The organism is Roseateles sp. GW823-FHT07B05 (assembly GCF_058794515.1).
This window is the reverse complement of the sequence record NZ_JBXAGX010000003.1, coordinates 308,541-327,422: the sequence shown is the minus strand read 5'-3', so window position 1 is coordinate 327,422 and position 18,882 is coordinate 308,541. Positions and strand designations below refer to the sequence as shown.

General features: G+C 71.9%; 20 protein-coding genes and 1 tRNA gene. 9 read left to right on the top strand and 12 right to left on the bottom strand.

Annotation, left to right across the window (positions count from 1 at the left end; all coding sequences use genetic code 11):
* Window position 1 precedes the first annotated feature (1 nt).
* From AC1Q7O_RS09710 to AC1Q7O_RS09700, 3 genes are all read left to right on the top strand, one after another.
* Window positions 2-982, top strand: coding sequence for an extracellular catalytic domain type 1 short-chain-length polyhydroxyalkanoate depolymerase (locus AC1Q7O_RS09710; protein ID WP_492658946.1), 981 nt, complete (start codon window positions 2-4; stop codon window positions 980-982).
* Window positions 983-1,060: 78 nt separating this feature from the next.
* Window positions 1,061-1,519, top strand: a complete 459-nt coding sequence (locus tag AC1Q7O_RS09705; RefSeq protein ID WP_492658947.1) for a thioredoxin family protein — start codon at window positions 1,061-1,063, stop codon at window positions 1,517-1,519.
* Window positions 1,516-2,658, top strand: a complete 1,143-nt coding sequence (locus AC1Q7O_RS09700) for an MFS transporter (RefSeq protein WP_492658948.1) — start codon at window positions 1,516-1,518, stop codon at window positions 2,656-2,658. Before AC1Q7O_RS09705 ends, AC1Q7O_RS09700 begins: the two co-directional genes overlap by 4 nt.
* On the opposite strand, the gene AC1Q7O_RS09695 is transcribed toward AC1Q7O_RS09700, so the two are convergent.
* From AC1Q7O_RS09695 to rsmB, 7 genes are all read right to left on the bottom strand, one after another.
* Window positions 2,621-3,568: a PEP-CTERM sorting domain-containing protein gene (locus AC1Q7O_RS09695; RefSeq protein WP_492658949.1), complete on the bottom strand. Its 948-nt coding sequence runs from the start codon at window positions 3,566-3,568 to the stop codon at window positions 2,621-2,623. The genes AC1Q7O_RS09700 and AC1Q7O_RS09695 overlap by 38 nt on opposite strands.
* 27 nt (window positions 3,569-3,595) lie before the next feature.
* Complete coding sequence (locus AC1Q7O_RS09690; protein WP_492658950.1) at window positions 3,596-3,991, bottom strand: hypothetical protein; 396 nt, start codon at window positions 3,989-3,991, stop codon at window positions 3,596-3,598.
* 119 nt (window positions 3,992-4,110) lie between these two features.
* A tRNA-Phe gene (locus tag AC1Q7O_RS09685) sits at window positions 4,111-4,186 on the bottom strand.
* A gap of 72 nt (window positions 4,187-4,258) precedes the next feature.
* Complete coding sequence (locus AC1Q7O_RS09680; RefSeq protein ID WP_492658951.1) at window positions 4,259-4,990, bottom strand: response regulator; 732 nt, start codon at window positions 4,988-4,990, stop codon at window positions 4,259-4,261.
* 6 nt (window positions 4,991-4,996) lie between these two features.
* Window positions 4,997-7,285, bottom strand: coding sequence for a sensor histidine kinase (locus tag AC1Q7O_RS09675; protein WP_492658952.1), 2,289 nt, complete (start codon window positions 7,283-7,285; stop codon window positions 4,997-4,999).
* Window positions 7,286-7,352: 67 nt separating this feature from the next.
* Window positions 7,353-7,913 (bottom strand): DUF4390 domain-containing protein, encoded by a 561-nt coding sequence (locus AC1Q7O_RS09670; protein ID WP_492658953.1) that lies wholly within the window; start codon window positions 7,911-7,913, stop codon window positions 7,353-7,355.
* A 1-nt stretch (window position 7,914) separates the two neighbouring features.
* Window positions 7,915-9,243: a 16S rRNA (cytosine(967)-C(5))-methyltransferase RsmB gene (rsmB, locus tag AC1Q7O_RS09665; RefSeq protein WP_492658954.1), complete on the bottom strand. Its 1,329-nt coding sequence runs from the start codon at window positions 9,241-9,243 to the stop codon at window positions 7,915-7,917.
* Window positions 9,244-9,286: 43 nt separating this feature from the next.
* Between rsmB and folE the strand changes: the two genes are divergently transcribed.
* Together folE and AC1Q7O_RS09655 are read left to right on the top strand one after the other, a co-directional pair.
* Complete coding sequence (folE, locus tag AC1Q7O_RS09660) at window positions 9,287-9,991, top strand: GTP cyclohydrolase I (protein ID WP_492658955.1); 705 nt, start codon at window positions 9,287-9,289, stop codon at window positions 9,989-9,991.
* 3 nt (window positions 9,992-9,994) lie between these two features.
* The gene (locus AC1Q7O_RS09655; RefSeq protein ID WP_492658956.1) at window positions 9,995-10,417 is read left to right on the top strand and encodes a BLUF domain-containing protein; all 423 of its coding nucleotides are present in this window, start codon (window positions 9,995-9,997) and stop codon (window positions 10,415-10,417) included.
* 15 nt (window positions 10,418-10,432) lie between these two features.
* Here the strand turns inward: AC1Q7O_RS09655 and AC1Q7O_RS09650 are convergent, their stop codons facing one another.
* The 4 genes from AC1Q7O_RS09650 to queC are packed head-to-tail and all read right to left on the bottom strand — an operon-like array spanning window position 10,433 to window position 12,887.
* Window positions 10,433-10,912 (bottom strand): TlpA disulfide reductase family protein, encoded by a 480-nt coding sequence (locus AC1Q7O_RS09650; protein WP_492658957.1) that lies wholly within the window; start codon window positions 10,910-10,912, stop codon window positions 10,433-10,435.
* A 44-nt stretch (window positions 10,913-10,956) separates the two neighbouring features.
* Entirely contained in the window at window positions 10,957-11,496 is a 540-nt protein-coding gene (locus tag AC1Q7O_RS09645) for a demethoxyubiquinone hydroxylase family protein (RefSeq protein WP_492658958.1), read from the bottom strand.
* A gap of 7 nt (window positions 11,497-11,503) precedes the next feature.
* Window positions 11,504-12,049, bottom strand: coding sequence for a LemA family protein (locus AC1Q7O_RS09640; RefSeq protein ID WP_492658959.1), 546 nt, complete (start codon window positions 12,047-12,049; stop codon window positions 11,504-11,506).
* A 52-nt stretch (window positions 12,050-12,101) separates the two neighbouring features.
* Complete coding sequence (gene queC / locus AC1Q7O_RS09635; RefSeq protein WP_492658960.1) at window positions 12,102-12,887, bottom strand: 7-cyano-7-deazaguanine synthase QueC; 786 nt, start codon at window positions 12,885-12,887, stop codon at window positions 12,102-12,104.
* Window positions 12,888-12,935: 48 nt separating this feature from the next.
* Between queC and AC1Q7O_RS09630 the strand changes: the two genes are divergently transcribed.
* Window positions 12,936-13,628 (top strand): hypothetical protein, encoded by a 693-nt coding sequence (locus AC1Q7O_RS09630; RefSeq protein WP_492658961.1) that lies wholly within the window; start codon window positions 12,936-12,938, stop codon window positions 13,626-13,628.
* Here the strand turns inward: AC1Q7O_RS09630 and AC1Q7O_RS09625 are convergent.
* Complete coding sequence (locus AC1Q7O_RS09625) at window positions 13,588-14,919, bottom strand: hypothetical protein (protein WP_492658962.1); 1,332 nt, start codon at window positions 14,917-14,919, stop codon at window positions 13,588-13,590. The two genes, AC1Q7O_RS09630 and AC1Q7O_RS09625, sit on opposite strands and share 41 nt — an antisense overlap.
* A 203-nt stretch (window positions 14,920-15,122) precedes the next feature.
* Between AC1Q7O_RS09625 and AC1Q7O_RS09620 the strand changes: the two genes are divergently transcribed.
* Genes AC1Q7O_RS09620 through AC1Q7O_RS09610 form a run of 3 tightly spaced genes read left to right on the top strand, consistent with a single transcriptional unit; the run spans window position 15,123 to window position 18,413 of the window.
* Window positions 15,123-16,028 (top strand): PEP-CTERM sorting domain-containing protein, encoded by a 906-nt coding sequence (locus tag AC1Q7O_RS09620; RefSeq protein WP_492658963.1) that lies wholly within the window; start codon window positions 15,123-15,125, stop codon window positions 16,026-16,028.
* Between the two features lie 41 nt (window positions 16,029-16,069).
* Window positions 16,070-16,774 (top strand): hypothetical protein, encoded by a 705-nt coding sequence (locus AC1Q7O_RS09615; protein WP_492658964.1) that lies wholly within the window; start codon window positions 16,070-16,072, stop codon window positions 16,772-16,774.
* A 46-nt stretch (window positions 16,775-16,820) separates the two neighbouring features.
* The gene (locus tag AC1Q7O_RS09610; RefSeq protein WP_492658965.1) at window positions 16,821-18,413 is read left to right on the top strand and encodes a DUF4139 domain-containing protein; all 1,593 of its coding nucleotides are present in this window, start codon (window positions 16,821-16,823) and stop codon (window positions 18,411-18,413) included.
* Window positions 18,414-18,882 lie beyond the last annotated feature (469 nt).

The window sequence follows — 18,882 nt, the reverse complement described above, 5'->3', positions numbered from 1 at the left end:
CGTGCGGCGCGCCCTGTGCTTGCTGGCCCTGGCGCTGCTGCTGCCGGCGGCGCAGGCGCAGGACACGCTGCGCGACCGCCTCAAGGCCCGCCTCGAACAGCGCCGCGCCGACAAGGCCGCCGACGCGCCCGCTGCGAGCGGCCTGCAGGAGCTGCAGGTGCAGGGCCGCAAGGTGCTCGTCCACCTGCCCGCCGGGCGTGATGCCGCACAGCCCGCGCCGCTGGTGCTGGCCCTGCACGGCGGCGGCGGCCACGCCGAGCACATGGCCGAGAACTACGGCCTGCAGCGCAAGGCCGACGAGGCGGGCTTCATCGTCGCCTTCCCCAACGGCTACAGCAAGTTGCCGGGCGGCAAGTTCGCCACCTGGAACGCCGGCGGCTGCTGCGGCGATGCGCGCGACAAGGGCATCGACGACGTGGGCTTCCTGCGCGAGGTCGTCAAGGCGCTGAGCCAGCGCTACCGCGTGGACGCCAGCCGCGTGTTCGCCACCGGCATGTCCAACGGCGGCATGATGAGCCACCGCCTGGCCTGCGAGGCCGCCGACGTGTTCCGCGCCGTCGCCGCCGTGGCCGGCACCGAGGCCACCGACCGCTGCACGCCCAGCCGGCCCATCGCGGTGCTGCACATCCATGCCAGGGACGACACCCACGTGCTGTTCAACGGCGGCGCCGGGGCCGATGCGTTCCGCGACACGAGCAAGGTGATGGACTTCGTGTCCGTGCCCGACACGATCTCGCGCTGGGTGCAGCGCAACCACTGCACTGCAGCGCCGCAGCGCACGCTGGACGCGCCCGGCGCGACCTGCGAGACCACCCGCGGCTGCGCCGGCGGCGTCAGCGTTCAGCTGTGCGTGACGGACACCGGCGGCCACTCCTGGCCCGGCGCGCCCGCCCAGCGCCGCGGCAAGGCGGCCGGCTCCGCCGCGCTGGACGCCAACGACCAGATCTGGCGCTTCTTCGAAGCCGCGGCCGGCCGCCCTTGAGGCCATCGCCCACAATGTTTTACTAAACAAAATTCTTCCACTAAACTTCGTGGAAGCGATTCCAAGCCTGTCATCCCCATGCGCTTCCTGACCGCCTCCCTGCTGCTCGCCACCAGCCTGACCGCCCTCGCCGGCCCGCCGGCCATCTACGACGAAGCTGCCGACGCCAAGGCCGCCATCCGCGCCACGCTGGCCGAGGCCGAGAAGGCCAGGTTGCCGGTGCTGGTGGTGTTCGGCGCCAACTGGTGCGGCGACTGCCGCATGCTGGACGCCACGTTCAAGAACGGCCCCAGCGCGCCGCTGATCGCGAAGAGCTTCAAGGTCGTCAAGGTGGACGTGGGCCGCTTCGACCGCAACGTCGACATCGCCGAGGGCTACCGCGTGCCGCTGAAGAAGGGCATCCCCGCCGTGGCCGTGCTGTCGCCGCAGGGCAAGCTGCTGTACGCCACCGAAGGCGGCGAGCTGGCCGACGCCCGCAAGATGGGCGACCAGGGCGTCTACGAGTTCTTCAACCGCGTGACCGCCTCCGCCAAGTGACCGCTCCTTCCCTGGGCGGCGCATCCGCCGCACTGCGCGCGCAGTTCTTCGTCATGGGCCTGCTGTTCGCCACCTGGGGCGTGCACGTGCCCATCGTCAAGGCCCACTACGGCCTCGGCGAGCAGGCGCTGGCGCTGGCCATGCTGGCCAGCGGTGTCGGCGCACTCGCCGCGCTGGCCTACGCCGGCCGCATCGTCGGCCGGTACGGGCCGCGGGCCGTCGCCACGGTCATGGGCTGCGTCAGCTGCACGGCCATCGCCTGCCTGGAGGTGTCGCCGCAGTACGTGGCACTGCTGGCCGTCATGCTGGTGTTCGGCAGCTTCGGCAGCCTGTTCGACGTGTCGCTCAGCGCCGAGGCCAGCGAGATCGAACGCCTGTCCGGCAAGCCGCTGATGAGCGGCTTCCACGGCATGTTCAGCCTCGGCGGCATGGCCGGCGCCGGCCTGGGCAGCGCGGTGCCGGCGCTGGGTCTCACGCCGCAGGGCCACCTGCTGCTGGCCACCGGCCTGTGCGCGGCGACCATCCTCGTCGCCAGCCGCGCCATGCTGCCGGTGCCCGACAAGCACGACGCCGAGGAGAAACACCCGCTCAGCCTGCCGCGCGGCCCGCTGCTGCTGCTGGGCGTGCTGGCGTCCATGGGCCTCATCGCCGAGGGCGCGATCTACGACTGGAGCGTGCTGTTCATGAAGCAGGAGCGCGCCAGCGACGCCAGCACCGCGGCGCTGGCCTACGCCGCGTTCAGCGGCGCGATGGCGACCGGCCGCTTCGGCGGCGACTGGGTGCGCGCCCGCGTCCTGCCGCGCCGCCTGCTGCGCGCCAGCGGCGTGCTGGCCGCGGCCGGCATGGCGCTGGTGCTGGCCGTGCCGTCACCGGGCGTGGGCCTGCTGGGCTACGCGCTGGTGGGCCTGGGCCTGTCCAACGTCGTGCCCATGCTGTTCAGCGCCGCGTCGCAGGTGCCGGGCGTGTCGCCGGCCCACGGCATCGCCGCCGTGTCGGGCGTGGGCTACCTGGGCATGATGGCCGGCCCGCCGCTGATCGGCCTCATCGCCGAGCATTCGTCGCTGACGACCGGCCTGCTGGTGGTCGTCGCGTTCGCCGTCTTCATGGCCTTGTCGGCGAAGCGGGCGCTGCGGGGCTGACGGCCCCGTCGTGCGTCGCGCGCAGCTGCCGTGACGCCACGCCCTGCGCCGCCTCGATCTGCGCGGCGCTCAGGCCCAGCTCACGGCCGGCACGGCTGGCGGCGCCCAGCGTCGCCGGGTCGCGCCCGGTCAGCCGGCCGAAGATCACCAGCGCCTCCAGGTAGCTGCCCCAGGCGCTGAAGTGGTAGTGGTCGGGGCCCCACAGGTCGACCTTGCCGGCTTCGATGCCGTCGTACGGGTCACGGTCGGCCACGCCGTCCTGCACCGCGCGCAGCGCCGCGTCCCCCACCGGCAGCACGCCGGCGATGCAGGCCGCGCTCGCCGCCGCCTGCGCATAGGCCGCGTGCAGGTCGGCCTGCATGGCCTCCAGCGTCTGGCCATGCCAGCGCCCGCCGGGCGTGCGGTAGACCTGATCGGCCCGCGCCCACGTTTCCAGCAGATAGACGCGCGCCGACGGGCTGGCCTCGTGCACCAGCGCCTGCAACTGCGCGGCGGCAGCCACGAAGCCGGCCGCCTCGCCGGGGTGCTTGGGGCTCAGCGTGCTGTGTTCCTGCAGCACGACGACATCCCACGGCCGGCCGGCGATCAGCGCGCGCTTCTCGTGCAGGTGGAACTGCAGCGTCTGGCCGCTGACCAGCTCGGTCGACACGTCCACCGGCACACCGGCATCGACCGCCAGTTGCTTGAACACCGCCGGCACGCCGCCATAGCCCGTGCCGTTCAGGTCGATCACGCTGGCCGCGCTGTAGTGCTGCACCGGCGGCGCATGGCCGTGCAGGAAGCTGTTGCCGACGAACAGGATGCGCTGCGGCGCCATGGACGCGGGCAACGGCGACCGGTCGCAGGCCGCACCGGCCGGCAGCGTGGCGGCGAGCAGCGCGAGGGACAGCAGGGAGCGGAGCAAAGGCATCCGGCCAGTATGGCCGGCCGCGGCCGCTCAGCTCACCGCTTCGGCGTCGGCAGGCGTGCGGCTCGCCGAGCGAGCGCTCAGCAGCGCGGCCAGCTGCTCGGCCACGTCGTTGTCGAAGCTCATCAGCACGTCGGCCGGCTGGCCCGCGGCCGCAGCGCGCAGCACGTCGGCCACGCAGGCCTTCTGCGCGTCGGTCGCCGGCTGGCCGAGCTTGGCCTCCAGCTGCGCGACGGTCTCGTGGCGCAGGCGGTCCGAGCCCAGCACATGCCACGCGTAGTCGACCTCGTAGCGCTCGACGGCGTCCTTCAGGCTCTCGCCATCCAGCCGCGACTCCTGCGCAAACACAGTCAGCGTGCGGGTGCACAGGCTGCGGTTGACGAGCGCCAGCAGTTCGTCGTGCACGGGGGTGTTTTCAGCGGCCATGGTGGGTCCTTGTTACGGCAGTCAACCCACGAAACTGGCACTGTCGAAAGCCCATGGGCGGACCGGCGACACAGCAAGCAAAAAGCCCCTGACTCCGTCGGGAATCAGGGGCATGCATTTGGTGGCCAAGGGCGGAATCGAACCACCGACACGCGGATTTTCAATCCGCTGCTCTACCAACTGAGCTACTTGGCCTTTGCTTTTCGCCGCTCAACCGTTGGGCTGCTCAGCGAAGTCCGCGACTGTAGCACAACTCGCGCGGGCTTGTCAGCCCCCGGCGCCGCGCTTGTTGCGACTGAGGTCCACGCCCAGCTGCTTGAGCTTGCGGTAGAGGTGGGTGCGCTCCAGGCCGGTCTTCTCGGCGACGCGCGTCATGGAGCCGTTTTCCTTGGCGAGGTGGAACTCGAAGTAGCTCTTCTCGAAGGCGTCGCGCGCCTCGCGCAGCGGGCGGTCGAGCTCGAAGGTCTGCTCGGACGCCAGCAGGCCGGAGCCGCCGTGGCTGCTGACCGGCAGGTGGCCGGACATGCCGCCCACGCCCACACCCTGGCTGGGCGAGACCGGCATGCCGATGGCCAGGGGCTCGGGCCGGGCGTAGCTGGGCATGCCGACCGGTGCGGGCGCCGGGCGCGGCGGCGCGGTCTTGACGAGCGCCTGCTCGACGGCGCGCAGCAGCTTCTGCAGCGTGATGGGCTTTTCGAGGAAGGCGATGGCACCGAACTTGGTGGCCTCGACCGCCGTGTCGATGGTGCCGTGGCCGCTCATCATGATGACGGGCATCGTGAGCAGGCCGGCGCCGCCCCATTCCTTCAGCAGCGTGACGCCGTCGACGTCGGGCATCCAGATGTCGAGCAGCACGAGATCGGGGCGCGAGCGCTCGCGCGCGGCCCTCGCCTGGGCGGCGTTCTCGGCAAGCTCGATGGTGTGCCCCTCGTCGCTGAGGATTTCTGACAACAGGGCGCGGATGCCCAGTTCGTCGTCGACAACAAGAATGGTGGCCATGAATCCTTAGGTCTTGGCGCTGGCGGCACCGGGCTCGGTGGCGGGCGCTAGATTCGAAAATGATAGCGAAACTTGCGCGCCGATCACGGGCAGCTCGGCACCGTCGTCAGGGGGAGAACCCGCATCGGGTGCGGGATGCAGGTTGCGCAGGGCGATGCGGGCGCCGTGTTCATCGGCGATTTTCTTGACGACCGCGAGGCCCAGGCCGGTGCCTTTGGTCTTGGTCGTCACATAGGGTTCGAAGGCGCGCTTGAGCACCTTCTCGGCAAAGCCGGGGCCGTTGTCGACGATGTGCAGCCGCACCGAGCGCGGCGCGCCGGCTTCGGTGACGGACAGCGACGAGCGCACGACGACGTGGCCGTCGGGCCGCTCGTGCACCGCGTCCAGCGCGTTCTGCACGAGGTTGTGGATGACCTGGCGCAGCTGGCTGGCGTCGCCCTTGATGCACGGCAGGCCGGGCGCGAGCTGCGTGGCCAGGCGGCCCTTTTCCTGCGCCTCGGCGTAGAGGCTGAGCACTTCCAGCACCAGCGCGTTGAGGTCCAGCGGCTTGAGCTGCGCGGACGGCAGGCGGGCGTAGTCGCGGAACTCGTTGACCAGCTGCTTCATCGCCTGCACCTGGTTGACGATGGTGGCGACGGAGCGCACCAGCATGGCCTGGTCGGTGCCTTCGAGCTTGGCTTCGAGCTTGTGCTGCATGCGCTCGGCGGAGAGCTGGATGGGCGTCAGCGGGTTCTTGATCTCGTGCGCCAGCCGGCGCGCCACCTCGCTCCACGCGGCGGAGCGCTGCGCGGAGACGACCTCGGAGATGTCGTCGAACACGAGCAGCCGCGCGCCGTACGGCAGCGGCGCGCCGCGCACCAGCAGCGTCAGCGGGTCCTGCTTGGGGTCCAGCTGCAGCTCGAAGGATTCCTGCCACAGCTCGCGGTCCATGTCGCGCTCGGCGGGGTCGGGGCCGATGTGCTGCTCGAAGCGCTGCGTCAGCGACGCGGCGAAGTCGCCCAGCCCCGGCACGTCGGCCAGCGGCCGGCCGACGTAGGCCGACAGCGGCAGGCGCAGGATGCGCGTGGCGCCGGGGTTCACGGTCTCGATGAGGCCCTCGGGGTCGAACACCAGCACGCCGGCGGTCAGGTTGTCGAGGATGGTCTGCAGGTGGGTGCGGGCGGCGTCCAGCTCGGCGACGGTGCGCGACACCTGGGCGCGCGCATCGGCGAGCTGGCCGGTCATGTCGGCGAAGGAGCGCGTCAGGCCGCCCAGCTCGTCGCGCGACGCGAGCACGGGGCGCACAGACAGGTCGCCCTGCGCCACCTGGCGCACGCCGTCGGCCAGCATCAGCAGCGGCCGCGCGAGCTGGTTGCCCAGCGTGACGGCCAGCAGCAGCGCGCCGAACACGGCCAGGATGAGCACCAGCGTCAGCGTGCCCAGGTACATGCGGCGCAGGCCCACGCGCTCCAGCGAGCGCTGCTGGTATTCGCTGTTGGCGGTCTGCACGGCCAGCGCATTGCTGAGCATGCTGGCCGGCACGCGCTGCACCACCATCAGGTAGCGCTCGCCCAGACCCAGGCGCAGCTCGGTGTTGGGCAGCAGCGCCAGCGCGCGGATGCGGGCGCCGCCCTGCAGCGCGGCGGCCTCGTCTTCCAGGCCTTCGAGCTGGCTGACGGGCGCCCCGCCGCGTGCGCGGCTCAGCATGGTCTCGCTGGGGCGGTCGGGCGTCAGCTGGCTGGTGTCGCCGCCGCTTTCCAGCAGGATCTGGCCGCGGCCGCCCACCAGCGCCACGGTGCGCGCGCCGAGCTTGTCGCGCACCCGCTCCAGCGCCAGCAGCTGCGGCGTGCTGCCGTCGGAGAGCTGGTCGGCGGCGTCGCGCGTCTTGGCGCCGAGGTCCGTCACCATCGCGTCCAGCGTGCCGCGGCCGAGGTTGAGGCCGGCCTCCAGCGCGCTGGCCAGCCGCACGTCGAACCAGGTCTCGATGCTGCGGTTCACGAACTGGTAGGAGACGGCGTAGATCATCACGCCGGGCACCACGCCAACCAGCGCGAAGATGCCCGCCAGTTTCAGCAGCAGGCGGCTGCCGAAGCGGCCGCGCCGCACGCGCACCACCAGCCGCACGGCGGCCGTCAGGATGACCAGTGTCAGCACCGCCGCGACGGCCACGTTGACCCAGTACAGCCAGTGGTAGTGGCGCTCGAAGAAGCCGCGCTCGGGCGTGCTGCCCACGGTCAGCACGAAGGCCAGCACGCCGGCCACGCCGGTCAGGGTCACCAGCGTGACGACCCAGCCCCAACGCGCGACTTTCGTCATGGCCGCTCCGGGCTGCGCCCCGGGGGGATGGCCGGCCGGCCGGGGGTGACCCTGCGCTCAGCCCTCGTCATTTCAAGGAGAAGTCGGCCGCGAAGTTGCGCTTCTGCTCGATGCTCAGCGCAAAGCCTGACTGCAGGCCGATCTGCATCGGGCGGGGCAGCTGGCTGACGTCCAGCTTGTAGCTGAACTCCAGGTAGTAGCTGCCGCTGTCCTCGATGTCCTTGAGCTCGGCGATGCGCCAGGCGCTCTGGCCGCGGATGACGGCGAGCGCCTCGTCCAGCGAGCTGAAGCTCTGGTGCAGGCCGCCGGTGGAAACGCGGTACTGCCGGGTGAGCGACTGCCAGCTCAGCTTCCAGGCGCGCTCGCTCTGGGCGATGCGCGCGTCGCGCCAGTACCAGCGGTTGCGCAGCACGGCGGCCTCGGCCACGAAGTTCAGCGGCACACCCTTGTGCAGCGCATCCTCGGCGGCGCGGCTGAGCTCGAAGCGGGTGGAGAAGCCCAGCTCCAGCCCGTCGTCGGTCTTGCGCGTGGCCAGCTGGGCCAGCTCGACGCCTTCGGCCCGCGCCCCACCCGGGATCAGGGCGAGCAGCACGGCGAAGAAGGCAGCGATGGCGATGCGGGCGAACAACTCAGGGCTTGGTCAGCAGGGCGTAGAAAAAGCCGTCCAGGGGCGGCTCGGGTTGGCGGGCATTGTCAGCCAGGGGCAGCAGGTGTCCCGTGAAGCCGGGCACGGCGTGCGACTTCGCGTCAGGCTGGCGTTGCAAAAATGCGTCGAGCTGGGCCTGGCCCTCGGCGCGGAACACCGAGCAGGTCGCGTAGACGAGGCGGCCGCCCGGCGCCAGCAGCGGCCACAGCGCGTCCAGCAGCTGGGCCTGCACCTGCGCCAGCGCGCCGATGTCATCGGGCCGGCGCAGCCAGCGCACATCGGGGTGGCGGCGCACGATGCCCGAGGCGCTGCAGGGGGCGTCCAGCAGGATCGCGTCGAAGGGCTGGCCGTCCCACCAGGTGGCGGTCTGGCGCGCATCGGCGGCCTTCAGCGTTGCTTTCTGTTGCAAACGGTTCAGGTTGTCCTGCACACGCAACAGGCGCTGCGCGTCGGCGTCCAGCGCGGTGAGCTGCAGGTCGGGCTGCAGCTCCAGCAGGTGGGCCGTCTTGCCGCCGGGGGCGGCGCAGGCGTCCAGCACGCGGGCGCCGGGTTTCAGGCCGGTCCCGACGACCAGCGGCGCGGCCAGCTGTGCGGCGGCGTCCTGCACGGACACCAGCCCCTCGGCAAACCCGGGCAGCGCCGACACCGGCGCCGGCCGGTCCAGCACGACGGCCTGCGGCGTGGGGCCACCCAGCGCGCGGGCGCCCAGGCCCAGGGCGGCCAGCCGCTCGACGTAGTCGGCCGCCGTGCCGCGCTGGGCGTGCACGCGCAGCGTCATCGGCGGCGGGCGGTTGCTGGCGGCCAGGATGGCCTGCCACTGCTCAGGCCAGTCCTGGCGCAGCTTCTCGACCCACCACGCCGGGTGGTTGAAGGCGCCCAGCGGCGTGCGTTCGGCCGCCGCCACCAGGGCGGCGCGCTCCCGCAGGAAGCGCCGCAGCACGGCATTGACGAAGCCCACGCTGGCCGGCGCGCGCTGCTTGGCGGCGTTGACGGCCTGGTCGACCAGCGTGTGGTCGGCATAGGCAGGTTCGGGGTCGGGCCACAGCAGCGCCAGCGCGACGAGCAGCAGCGCATCCACGCGCGGCGGCGGCGCCTTGGGGGCGAGCTGCTGGCGCGCGGCTTCGGCCGCGCCCAGGCGGCGCAGCGCCGTGAAGGCCAGCGCCTGCGTGCCGGGGCGCAGGTCGGCCGGCACCTTGGCCAGCAGGTCGGTGAGGGAGCGGCCCTCGCGCACGCCCTGCACCGCATCGGCGGCCTGGGACAGCAACCGGTGCAGCGGGGCGCTGTGGCCGGCGGTTTGGGGGCTTTGGGACATGGCGCCAGTGTAGAAGTGGGCAATCGCAGCACAATCTGCCGCCATGAATGCACCCGCCTCCCCTGCGACCGACGACCTGCCGGTTTCCGAGCGCATCCGCTACCGCCTGGTGTCCGCCGGCTGCCGCCACCACGCGAACGACAACATCGCCGCCTTCATCGAGCCGGGCGAGCTGGACGCCCTGCAAGCCGAGGTGCAGGCCAAGATGCAGGAGGTGCTCAAGAGCCTCGTCATCGACACCGACAGCGACCACAACACCCAGGAAACCGCCAAGCGCGTGGCCAAGATGTTCCTGCGGGAAGTCTTCGCCGGCCGCTACGCGCCGGCGCCCTCGGTCACCGAGTTCCCCAACGTCAGCCGCCTCAACGAGCTGATGATCGTCGGCCCGATCACCGTGCGCAGCGCCTGCTCGCACCACCTGTGCCCCATCATGGGCAAGGTCTGGATCGGCCTGCTGCCCAACGAGCATTCCAACCTGATCGGCCTGTCCAAGTACGCGCGGCTGTGCGACTGGATCATGAGCCGGCCGCAGATCCAGGAGGAGGCCGTCACGATGCTGGCCAACGAGCTGCAGGAGCGCGTGCAGCCCGACGGCCTGGCGCTCGTCATGGAGGCCGACCACTTCTGCATGCACTGGCGGGGCGTGAAGGACAGCGAGTCCAAGATGACCAACAGTGTGATGCGCGGCGCGTTCCTGAAGGACGCCAACCTGCGCCGCGAGTTCCTGTCACTGATTGCCAAGGGGTAAGCGATGCTCGTCCGCCTGATGTACGCCAGCCGCGCGACCGCGGCCCTCACCGACGCCGACCTGGCCCCCATCCTCAGGACCTCGCGCGAGCACAACCCGGCCGAAGGCATCACCGGGCTGCTGTGCTACAGCGACGGCATCTTCGTGCAGGTGCTGGAGGGCGGCCGCAACGCCGTCAACGCGCGCTACCGGCGCATCGTCGAGGACCCGCGCCACCGCGACGTCATCCTGCTGGGCTATGAGGAGATCGCCGAGCGCGAGTTCCCCGGCTGGACCATGGGCCAGGTCAACCTGCACCGGCTGAACCCGGCGCTGGTGCTGAAGTACTCCGAGACCGGCAAGCTGGACCCGTACGCGATGGGCGGCGGCGCGATGGCGGCGCTGTTCAGGGAGATGTGCGCGTCGGGGGCGATCGCGGTCAGCTGAGGCGGCCCGCCAGCCTCAAGGCAGCAGGCCCGCCACGTCGTCCCAGGCCTCGGGTGCGATGCGCCCGGCATGGCGGGCGACGATCTCGCCCCTGGCGTCGATGACCAGCGTCAGCGGCACGGCCGCCGGCGCGGCCAGCGGCGCGCCGTAGCTCAGGTCGCCCGCCCACAGCACCGGCATCGGCGGGCCGTTTTTCTCGATCTGCTTGAGCGTCTGCAGGTAGCCCAGCACCGCGGCGCGGTCGCGGTCGGTGCTCACCAGCACCAGCTCGAAAGGCTTGCCGCGCCAGCCCGCCGCGTTCGCGCGCAGCTCGGGCATCTTCTGCAGACAGGGCACGCAGTCGGTGTTCCAGAAGAACAGCATGACGACCTTGCCCCGCAACGCCTGCAGGCTGAAACGCTGGCCCTCCAGCGTGTTGCCGCTCAGCCGCGCGGGCTCGGCGGCGGCGGACAGGCTGAGGGCGAGCAGGACGGGGGTGAGGAGGGCGCGCATCATGCGGCGCAGTCGCCCCGCCCCCACGCGACCTTACAGCCGACGCCTCAAAGCTTCATGCCGAGCCAGATCACCGCTTCGGTGGACGCGGCCACGACGGGCTCCAGCACCCGCACCCAGCGGTTCCCACCCACCTGCGCGGCCAGCTCGTCGTGATGCCGCTGCTCGTCGGCCACGATGGCCTCGATGGCCTGCACGGCGGCCGGGTCGATGTCCTTCAGCTGCGCGATCTGCGCCTGCAGGTGGCGCAGCACCACGCGCTCGACGGCGACCGTCGTGGCCGCAATGGCGGCGCGCCCCAACAGCCCCGTGACCGCCCCCAGCAGGAAGCCTCCCAGAGCACACAGCGCATAGCTGCGGCAACGCGGCCGGCCGCGGCGCTGCAGCTCCGCTTCGAAGATCGCGCGGTGCCTCTCCTCGTGGGACCTGAACTCGCGCAGCTCGGCCACGAGAGTCGGTGCGGTCAGGCGGGCCGCGAGGATCTGCGCGCCGTAGATGTGCACGGCACCGTTCTCGCCGGCATGGTTGACCTTGAGGATGCGAGCGCCGAGATCGGTGTCGGTCGCGGCCAGCGTCAGCACGTCCATCGGGCGATCAGAGCGAGCGCGCCTCGCGGAAGCCGTAGAGGTTGGCCAGCACCCGCGTCGGGAACTGCTGCAGCGCCTCGTTGTACTGCGCCACGGCCTGGTTGAAGACCTGGCGCGTGAAGGCGCGCTGGCGCTCGATGAGCTTGAGTTCGCTGACGAGGCCGTCGATCTCGGTCTCGCTGCGCAGCTCGGGCTGGTGATCCAGCAGCGACATCAGCCGCGTCAGCGCCGCCGCGTGCAGCGCGCCGGCCACGGCGAGGCTGCCGGCGGGGTCGGGCGCCCAGGGCTTGCCGCGCGCGGCCTGGGCCGCCGCCTGCGACTCGGCCTGCGCACCGGCCAGCGCGTCGAACGTGGCCTGCTCGCTGGGCAGGCGCGGCGCCACGCTGGCCAGCAGCCGGTCGCACACTTCGCCGCGCTCCTTCAGGTGCGCGTCCAGCTGCGCGAACGCGTCGCCGATGGCGTTGCGCAACGACATCAGCCGGTTGTAGGCGCCCACGCCCCAGAAGAACAGCAGCGCCGCGGCCGCGACGCCCACCCATTGCCAGGCGGTCATGCGCCGGCCTTGTACTGCGCGAAGCCCTTCGCCCTCAATGCACACGTCGGCGTCATGGCTGCCCCTCGGTCGCCGAGTACGCCGACCGATCCCCCGAGGGGATGGCAGGCCGGCTTGGGGCGGCCCGGCGCTCGGCCTGCTCTGCCCGGTAACCAGCAAAGCCCTTCGCCCGCAGCGCGCACGCCGGGCAGTGACCGCAGCCATGCCCCCAGGCGTGCAGCTCGCCGCGCTCGCCGAGGTAGCAGGTGTGCGTGTCCTCGACGATGAGCTTCACCAGCGCGTCGCCACCCAGGCTTTCGGCCAGGCGCCAGGTGGCGGCCTTGTCGATGAACATCAGCGGCGTCTCCAGCGTCATGGGCGCGTCCAGGCCCAGGCTGAGCGCCACCTGCAGTGCCTTCATCGTGTTGTCGCGGCAGTCGGGGTAGCCGGAGAAGTCGGTCTCGCACATGCCGCCCACCAGCACGGAGGCGCCGCGGCGGTAGGCCAGCGTCGCGGCGAAGGTCAGGAACAGCAGGTTGCGCCCGGGCACGAAGGTGTTGGGCAGGCCGTTGGCCTGCAGCTCGATGGCGCGCTCATCGGTCAGCGCCGTGTCGCTGATCTGGCCCAGCAGCGACAGGTCCAGCAGGTGGTCGGCGCCCAGCCTGCCGGCCCAGGCGGGGAACTGCGCGGCGATCTGCGCGCGCACGGTGGTGCGGCAGTCCAGCTCCACGCGGTGGCGCTGGCCGTAGTCGAAGGCCAGCGTCTCGACCTCGGCGTAGCGGTCCAGCGCCCAGGCCAGGCAGGTGGTGGAGTCCTGGCCACCGGAAAAAAGCACCAGGGCTTTGCGGTTGTCTTGCATGGGCGGGATGCTACCTTCGCACCCCCGCGGACTCCTGCCCTCCCCGCCATGCGCTCCTCTTCCCCCCGATGGCTGGCCGCCGGCGCGCTGGCCGCCACGCTGCAGGCCGGCGCCGCACCGGCGGACTACGGCACCGAGCGCGGCTGGGGCAGCCTGACGCTGGACCGCGCCGCGCGCACGTTCGCCATCAGCACCGTGGGCGCCAACGCCCACACCTGCGAGCTGCAGGGGCAGCTGGGCGGCGCGAAGCTGAACGAGGGCACGGCCGACAGCTGCCGCATCACGCTCACCGAGGGCCGCGACGGCCGCATCACCGTGGCGGCCGCGCCGGCCACCGAGGAGGCCTGCCGCCAGTTCTGCGGCATGCGCGCGTACTTCGACGGCGACTACCTGCCACTGCCCGCCGCCTGCCGGCCCGACGCGCTGCGCCAGCAGCACGCCCGCGGGCTGGCCGACTACCGCGCCAAACGCTTCGACGCCGCGCTGCAGACCTGGGGCGCCGGCCTCGCGGCCTGCGAGCGGCTGATGGACCGCTTCGGCGTCTGGCGCTGGCGCAACGACATGGCCATCGCCGCGCACCGGCTGGGCCGCGAGGCCGACTGCGCGCAGTGGTCGCAGTCGGTGCTGGACGAGGCCGCGCCCATCACCTTCCCGCCCTCCGACGCCGACACCGCCGCGCCGCTGCTGAAGGCGGCGCGCTTCAACCTCGCCCAGTGCCGGGCGGCGGCGTCGCCGCGCTGAGCGCGGCCCAGGCGATCTCGCCGCCGGCGCCGGCCAGCAGCGCGTGCTCCGGCCGCAGCCCGCGCCAGCGGATGCGCACCGCCAGCACCTCGCGCGGCAGCAGCGGGCGTGCCAGCCGCCAGCCGTGGCCGTCGCGCACCAGCCCGGGCGCATCACCCACGTCGAGCAGGAAGTCCGGATGCGCGGCAGCGTCGAACTGCAGCGCCAGCTGCAGGATGGGGCAGTGCGACACGACGATGTCGCGGTCGGCCACGTTCAGCAGCAGCTGTTCGCGCCACGCCACCTCCACCACCGGATGCCGGCCCGCCGCAGCGCCGGCCAGCGCCGCCAGCAGCTGCTCGACGTCGTCGGCCTGGCCCGGGGCCATGTCGAAGCAGACGAAGCCGGCCGGCTCCAGCAACTGCTTGCGCACCGGCAGCGCCCAGTGCCGCAGCCGCTGGCCGCCGGCATCCAGCAGGCTCAGCTCCAGCGCCGCGTCGGCATAGCGCGACCATTCGTACCACTCGTAGTGATGCACGGGCCGGTGCGGGCAATGGAAGTCCACCAGCTTCACCGGCCGATAGCGCGTGACCCGCTCCAGCGCGATGCGCGCCATGCCGGCGGCATCGGCCAGCAGCCGCAGCCCCCGGTACTCGACCTGCACCTCCGTCATCGCCCAGGCGGGCGTGCCGGCCTCATTGGCCTTCAGCAGCATGCCCTCCAGCGCCCGCGCCGGCAGGGCCTCGCGTGCGCCCTGCAGCTGGGCCTGCAGCCGCTGCACCGCGCGATGGCGCTCGGACTCGCGGGCGCCGATCTGGTCCAGCCGCAGCTGCGGGCGCTCCAGGAACACGCGGAAGAACGCCAGCGCGGCCTCCGCCAGCCGGTGGTCCACCGCCAGCCCGGCGCGGATGTTGCGCTCCAGCTTGGGCGCGCCCGCCCCGGCCCGGCTCAGCGCCACGCCGGCCGCCAGCAGCCCCGCCACGTCGGCCGGCAGGCCATCGGCCGCCAGCGGCAGGCCGCCCGCGGGGCGGGCCGCATCCAGGAAGGCCTTCAGCAGCGCGCGCAGGTGCTGCTCCAGCACGGGGCGCGTCCACAGGCTTGAGGACACCGAGCCGCCCTCACCCACCCAGTCCAGGGGATGGCCGCGGGCCCGCAGGCCGGCGCCGGCCTGCAGCCGCTGCTGCGCCCGCGTGACGACCTCCTCCATCAGCCGCGCGAACACGGGCGCATCGAAGTGCAGCGTGCGCCGCAGGCGGCGTGGCTGCAGCGGGGGCAGCGGTGAGCCGGGTAAGCCCGGCACGGCCTTGTCCATGCACCCTCCCAGGTCAACGAACCGGGCGGCGATTTAAGCCGCCCTAACTCGGCCACATGCTGCCATGGCTTTGTTGCAGAGTGCCGACGCCCCGACCGACGGGCCCCAACCCAGGAGGGAGAACCCATGCAGAACCAGCCACCGAGCACCGGCAAAACGCGCGCCGCGCCGGGCGCCCCGCGTCATCACGCCAAGGAGTGCCCATGACCCCGAAGACATTTGCGCTGGCCGCCCTGCTGCTTGCCAGCGGCGCCGCCCAGGCCGTCGGCTCGGTCGCCGTGACCGCCAGCGGCTGGGGCGCACAGCCCTACACCTACTACCAGGACTGGTTCGGCCCCGGCAACGACGGCTACCGCTGGGTGCCGGAGGCCGACGGCGTGACCGTGCTGCGCAAGGCCGCGGTGGTGGACGGCAGCTGGTTCTCCGTCTACGAGCCCGACTACGCGCAGCCCATGTTCAACGACGGCTGGTACCCGGCGCAGTACCGCGGCTTCGGCGCGGCCTACGACGAGACCGGCATGCTGCGCGTGAAGGCCGAGACCTTCAGCCAGGGGCTGCAGGGCATGGCACCGTGGCGCAGCATGACCACCACCGCCGCGGTGTCGGGCGAGTACGTGCTGGGCGGCGCGGCCCAGGCCGGCGGCACGTTCGCGCACACGCTGAACCTGCATTTCGACGGCACGCTAACGCCGGGGCAGCCGGGCTTCGTGGAGGTGCGGCTGAGCGCGCGCAACCTGCAGAACGGCACCTGGCAGTCCGCGACCTTCAACGCCGGCAACGAGCCCTTCCAGTCGCTGGACGACCAGGTCGCGCTGACGCTGCAAGGCCAGGCCGGCGACCGCTTTCAGGTGTTCGCGCAGCTCAGCGCCACGCTGTGGGCCAACTACCCGACGGGCGGCGCGCCCTACGTGACCACGCTGGACTTCAGCCACACCGCGCAGCTCAGCTTCGCGCTGCCGCAGGGCGTGAGCTTTGCCGGCGAGGGCGGTTTCCTGTCGGCCGTGCCGCTGACCGTGGCCAGCGTGCCGGAGCCCGCCAGTTGGGCGGGCCTGGCGGCAGGGTTGTTCATGCTGGCGGCGCTGGGCCGCCGCCGGCGCCGGCCCAGCTGACATCGCCTCGCCCGCCCCCCCGTCCACCCAGGAGACCGCCCATGTCCCGACTCCGTCTCGCCCTGCTCGCCAGCATCGGCCTCGCCATCGCTCTGCCGAGCACCGCGCAGTCCTTCCTGGAGCGGCTGAAAGCCGTCGCGGCCGCGGCGGCCGCGTCGCAGGCCGCCTCGCAACCCGGCGCCCAGCCGGGCTCATCCGACCCAGGCAACCCCGCGCTGGCGGCCAATCCGCTGGCGGGAACCGAGCTGGACAAGATCTTCCAGAAGAAGCCCATCAGCAACTCCAACCAGCCCGAGCGCTGGCCGCGCGTGGCGATCACCGTGAAGTCCGGCAGCACCGGGGTGTTCGCCATCCAGGGTCAGCGCGGCCTGAGCAACGCGGACTGCATGGTCTTCGACGCGAAGCTGTGGCACAGCGCCAAGGACAGCAAGAACTTCGAGAACCTGCGCCTGTGCACGCCGGCCGTGGAGGCGCTGTCCAAGGGCGTGGCCTACCGCACGCTGGAGCTGTTTCCGCGCTTTACCGTGCCGCGCGGCGAGAACAGCACGGCCAACCAGCGCACCGACGGCCCCACGCAGCCGTTCTACCTGTTCCCGCAGGACATCAAGTCGCAACAGCAGTGGGTCATGGGCCCGTGGAACAACAAGTTCTTCCTCGGGGCACTGCTCGTCGCGCTGGGCTACGACTGGGACAACGACTTCGACCGCCGGCTGTGGGTCGTCAGCGTGCCGCACGCGGCGGGCTGATGCGGTGCTAGCCTGCCGGCTTGTTGCATGGACAACGAGGCAGGCAATGAAGGTCTTGAAAAGCGTGTGCGCAACCGCTGGGCTGCTGGCCGTGACAGCGCAGGCCCAGCCCTCCCGCATCGACGACGTGCTCGTCTACCCCGGCGGCGCGCAGGTCACGCGTCTGGCCAGCGTGGCCGCCGGTGCGCGCGAGCTGGTGGTGAGCTGCGTGACGGCGCGCTTCGACCCCGACTCGCTGCTGATCGACGCGCCGGCCGGCGTCAACCTCGGACCGGTACAGATCGAGACGCTGCCGCGCGAACGTGCGCCCGAATGCGCCACCAGCCCGCTGGATGAGCAGTTGCGCCGGCTGGAGGCCCAGCGTGACCCGCTGACGGCCGAGTCCGCCGCGCTGGACGCCAGCATTGGCTACCTGAAGGCGCTGGGCGGCGGCGAGGCCCGCGCGACGCCGGCCACCGGCATCGCCGTGACGGCCGACGGCATCCGCAAGGCCGCGCAGGACGCGCTGCTGCGCCAGGCCCAGTTGCGCCGCCAGCTGGAAGACCTGGACCGGCAGATCGCGCCGATCAGGAGCGGGCGCGACCGCCTCGCTGCGGCCAACCCGCAGTGGCGCCACCTGCGCGTGCGCTTGTCGACGACGAAGGACGCCGAGCTGAAGCTCAGCTACCGCATCGCGCTGGCCGGCTGGGCGCCCAGCTACCGCGCGCTGCTGGACACCGCCAGCGGCGCGCTGACGCTGGAGCGGCTGGCGCAGGTGTCGCAGCAAAGCGGCGAGGACTGGCGCAGCGTGAAGCTGCGGCTGTCGACGGCACAGGCGACGCAGAAGGTGGGCCAGAACGCGCCCCGGCCTTGGCTGCTGTCCCTGCAGCCGCCGTCCCCACCCATGGCTGCCGAGGTTCGCGCCTACCCGGCACCGCCGCCGCCAGCGCCCCCCGCGCTGCAAAGCGCCGTGTCCACCAAGCGCGGCGCTCCCGCCGAGCCCGAGCCGGACCGCTTTGACCTCAGCGTGTTCCAGGGCAGCCACGCCGCCGAGTTCGTGCTGCCGCTGCGCGTCAACATTGACAGCAGCACGCAGCGCGCCAGCCTCGCGCTGGGCGGCGAGAAGCTGCAAGCCCGACTCATCGCGCGCGTGCAGCCCCAGAGCGAGGCCGCCGCCTACCTCGTCGCCGACGTGGCCAAGCCCGCCGGCTCCTGGCCCGCGGGCACGCTGCAATTGCTGCGAGACGGCGCGCTGGTGGGCAGCACGGCCCTGAACGTCGCGATGAGCGCGGACACGCTGGAACTGCCCTTCGGCCGCGACGACAGCGTGCGCGTGCAGGTGGAGCCCGAGCAGCGCAACGCCGGCAACACCGGCTTCATCGGCACGCGGGCCGAGCACAGGTACGGCCGCGCCTGGGTCGTCGAGAACCGCCGCGCCGGGGCCCTGACGCTGCAGGTCGTCGAAGCCGCGCCCGTCTCGCAGCACGAGGACATCAAGGTGCAGGCCCAATACAGCCCCGCGCCCACGACGCAGGCCTGGCGCAAGCAGCCCGGCTGGGTGTTGTGGGAACAGCCGCTGGCGGCGGGCGCCAGCCAGCGGTTCACGGCGGACTATGTGATCAGTGCGCCGAAGGAAGCGCAGGTGACGGGGTTGCGATAGACCGCAGCCAAGCGCGCAAGCCGTGCAGTCGCGGCTGTTCTCCATGCCCCCTTGGAGACCGCCGAGGAGCGCAGGCCTTCAGGCCCGTTCGCGCAGCAAACTTCAAGCACTGACTCGCGGCGCGAGTTCGGCGCGGGGCTCGAAGGCTGAGCACCGCAGTCAAGCCCGCTGCGCAGCAAAGGGCCGGGCGGATGGCGGCGACTTTCTGCCTTCTTTTTGGTCGCTCAAAAAGAAGGTCGCCCGCCGGGGCGACGTCACGGCTGGGCCTCACGCGGAAACCAACGGCCACGAAGGCAAGCCACCGACAGGGCATCGTTGGGGTTCATTTCATTCACCCCAACCTACCGAGCTCGCGGAAGCCAATAGCCGGCAAGACAAATCAGCAACCGGGCGATGTTGGAGTTCGCAAGCTCACTCCAACTTACCGAGCTACCGAGCTACCGAGCTACGGAGCTGTTGCGCGTAAGTA

Excerpts from the sequence above, each read along its gene's own strand:
- rsmB (WP_492658954.1), bottom strand. The coding sequence starts at position 9,243 with ATGTCCCAAAGCCCCCAAACCGCCGGCCACAGCGCCCCGCTGCACCGG.
- AC1Q7O_RS09705 (WP_492658947.1), top strand. The coding sequence starts at position 1,061 with ATGCGCTTCCTGACCGCCTCCCTGCTGCTCGCCACCAGCCTGACCGCC.
- AC1Q7O_RS09650 (WP_492658957.1), bottom strand. The coding sequence starts at position 10,912 with ATGATGCGCGCCCTCCTCACCCCCGTCCTGCTCGCCCTCAGCCTGTCC.
- folE (WP_492658955.1), top strand. The coding sequence starts at position 9,287 with ATGAATGCACCCGCCTCCCCTGCGACCGACGACCTGCCGGTTTCCGAG.
- AC1Q7O_RS09645 (WP_492658958.1), bottom strand. The coding sequence starts at position 11,496 with ATGGACGTGCTGACGCTGGCCGCGACCGACACCGATCTCGGCGCTCGC.
- AC1Q7O_RS09610 (WP_492658965.1), top strand. The coding sequence starts at position 16,821 with ATGAAGGTCTTGAAAAGCGTGTGCGCAACCGCTGGGCTGCTGGCCGTG.
- queC (WP_492658960.1), bottom strand. The coding sequence starts at position 12,887 with ATGCAAGACAACCGCAAAGCCCTGGTGCTTTTTTCCGGTGGCCAGGAC.
- AC1Q7O_RS09655 (WP_492658956.1), top strand. The coding sequence starts at position 9,995 with ATGCTCGTCCGCCTGATGTACGCCAGCCGCGCGACCGCGGCCCTCACC.
- AC1Q7O_RS09625 (WP_492658962.1), bottom strand. The coding sequence starts at position 14,919 with ATGGACAAGGCCGTGCCGGGCTTACCCGGCTCACCGCTGCCCCCGCTG.
- AC1Q7O_RS09680 (WP_492658951.1), bottom strand. The coding sequence starts at position 4,990 with ATGGCCACCATTCTTGTTGTCGACGACGAACTGGGCATCCGCGCCCTG.
- AC1Q7O_RS09620 (WP_492658963.1), top strand. The coding sequence starts at position 15,123 with ATGACCCCGAAGACATTTGCGCTGGCCGCCCTGCTGCTTGCCAGCGGC.
- AC1Q7O_RS09615 (WP_492658964.1), top strand. The coding sequence starts at position 16,070 with ATGTCCCGACTCCGTCTCGCCCTGCTCGCCAGCATCGGCCTCGCCATC.
- AC1Q7O_RS09690 (WP_492658950.1), bottom strand. The coding sequence starts at position 3,991 with ATGGCCGCTGAAAACACCCCCGTGCACGACGAACTGCTGGCGCTCGTC.
- AC1Q7O_RS09675 (WP_492658952.1), bottom strand. The coding sequence starts at position 7,285 with ATGACGAAAGTCGCGCGTTGGGGCTGGGTCGTCACGCTGGTGACCCTG.
- AC1Q7O_RS09640 (WP_492658959.1), bottom strand. The coding sequence starts at position 12,049 with ATGACCGCCTGGCAATGGGTGGGCGTCGCGGCCGCGGCGCTGCTGTTC.
- AC1Q7O_RS09630 (WP_492658961.1), top strand. The coding sequence starts at position 12,936 with ATGCGCTCCTCTTCCCCCCGATGGCTGGCCGCCGGCGCGCTGGCCGCC.
- AC1Q7O_RS09695 (WP_492658949.1), bottom strand. The coding sequence starts at position 3,568 with ATGCCTTTGCTCCGCTCCCTGCTGTCCCTCGCGCTGCTCGCCGCCACG.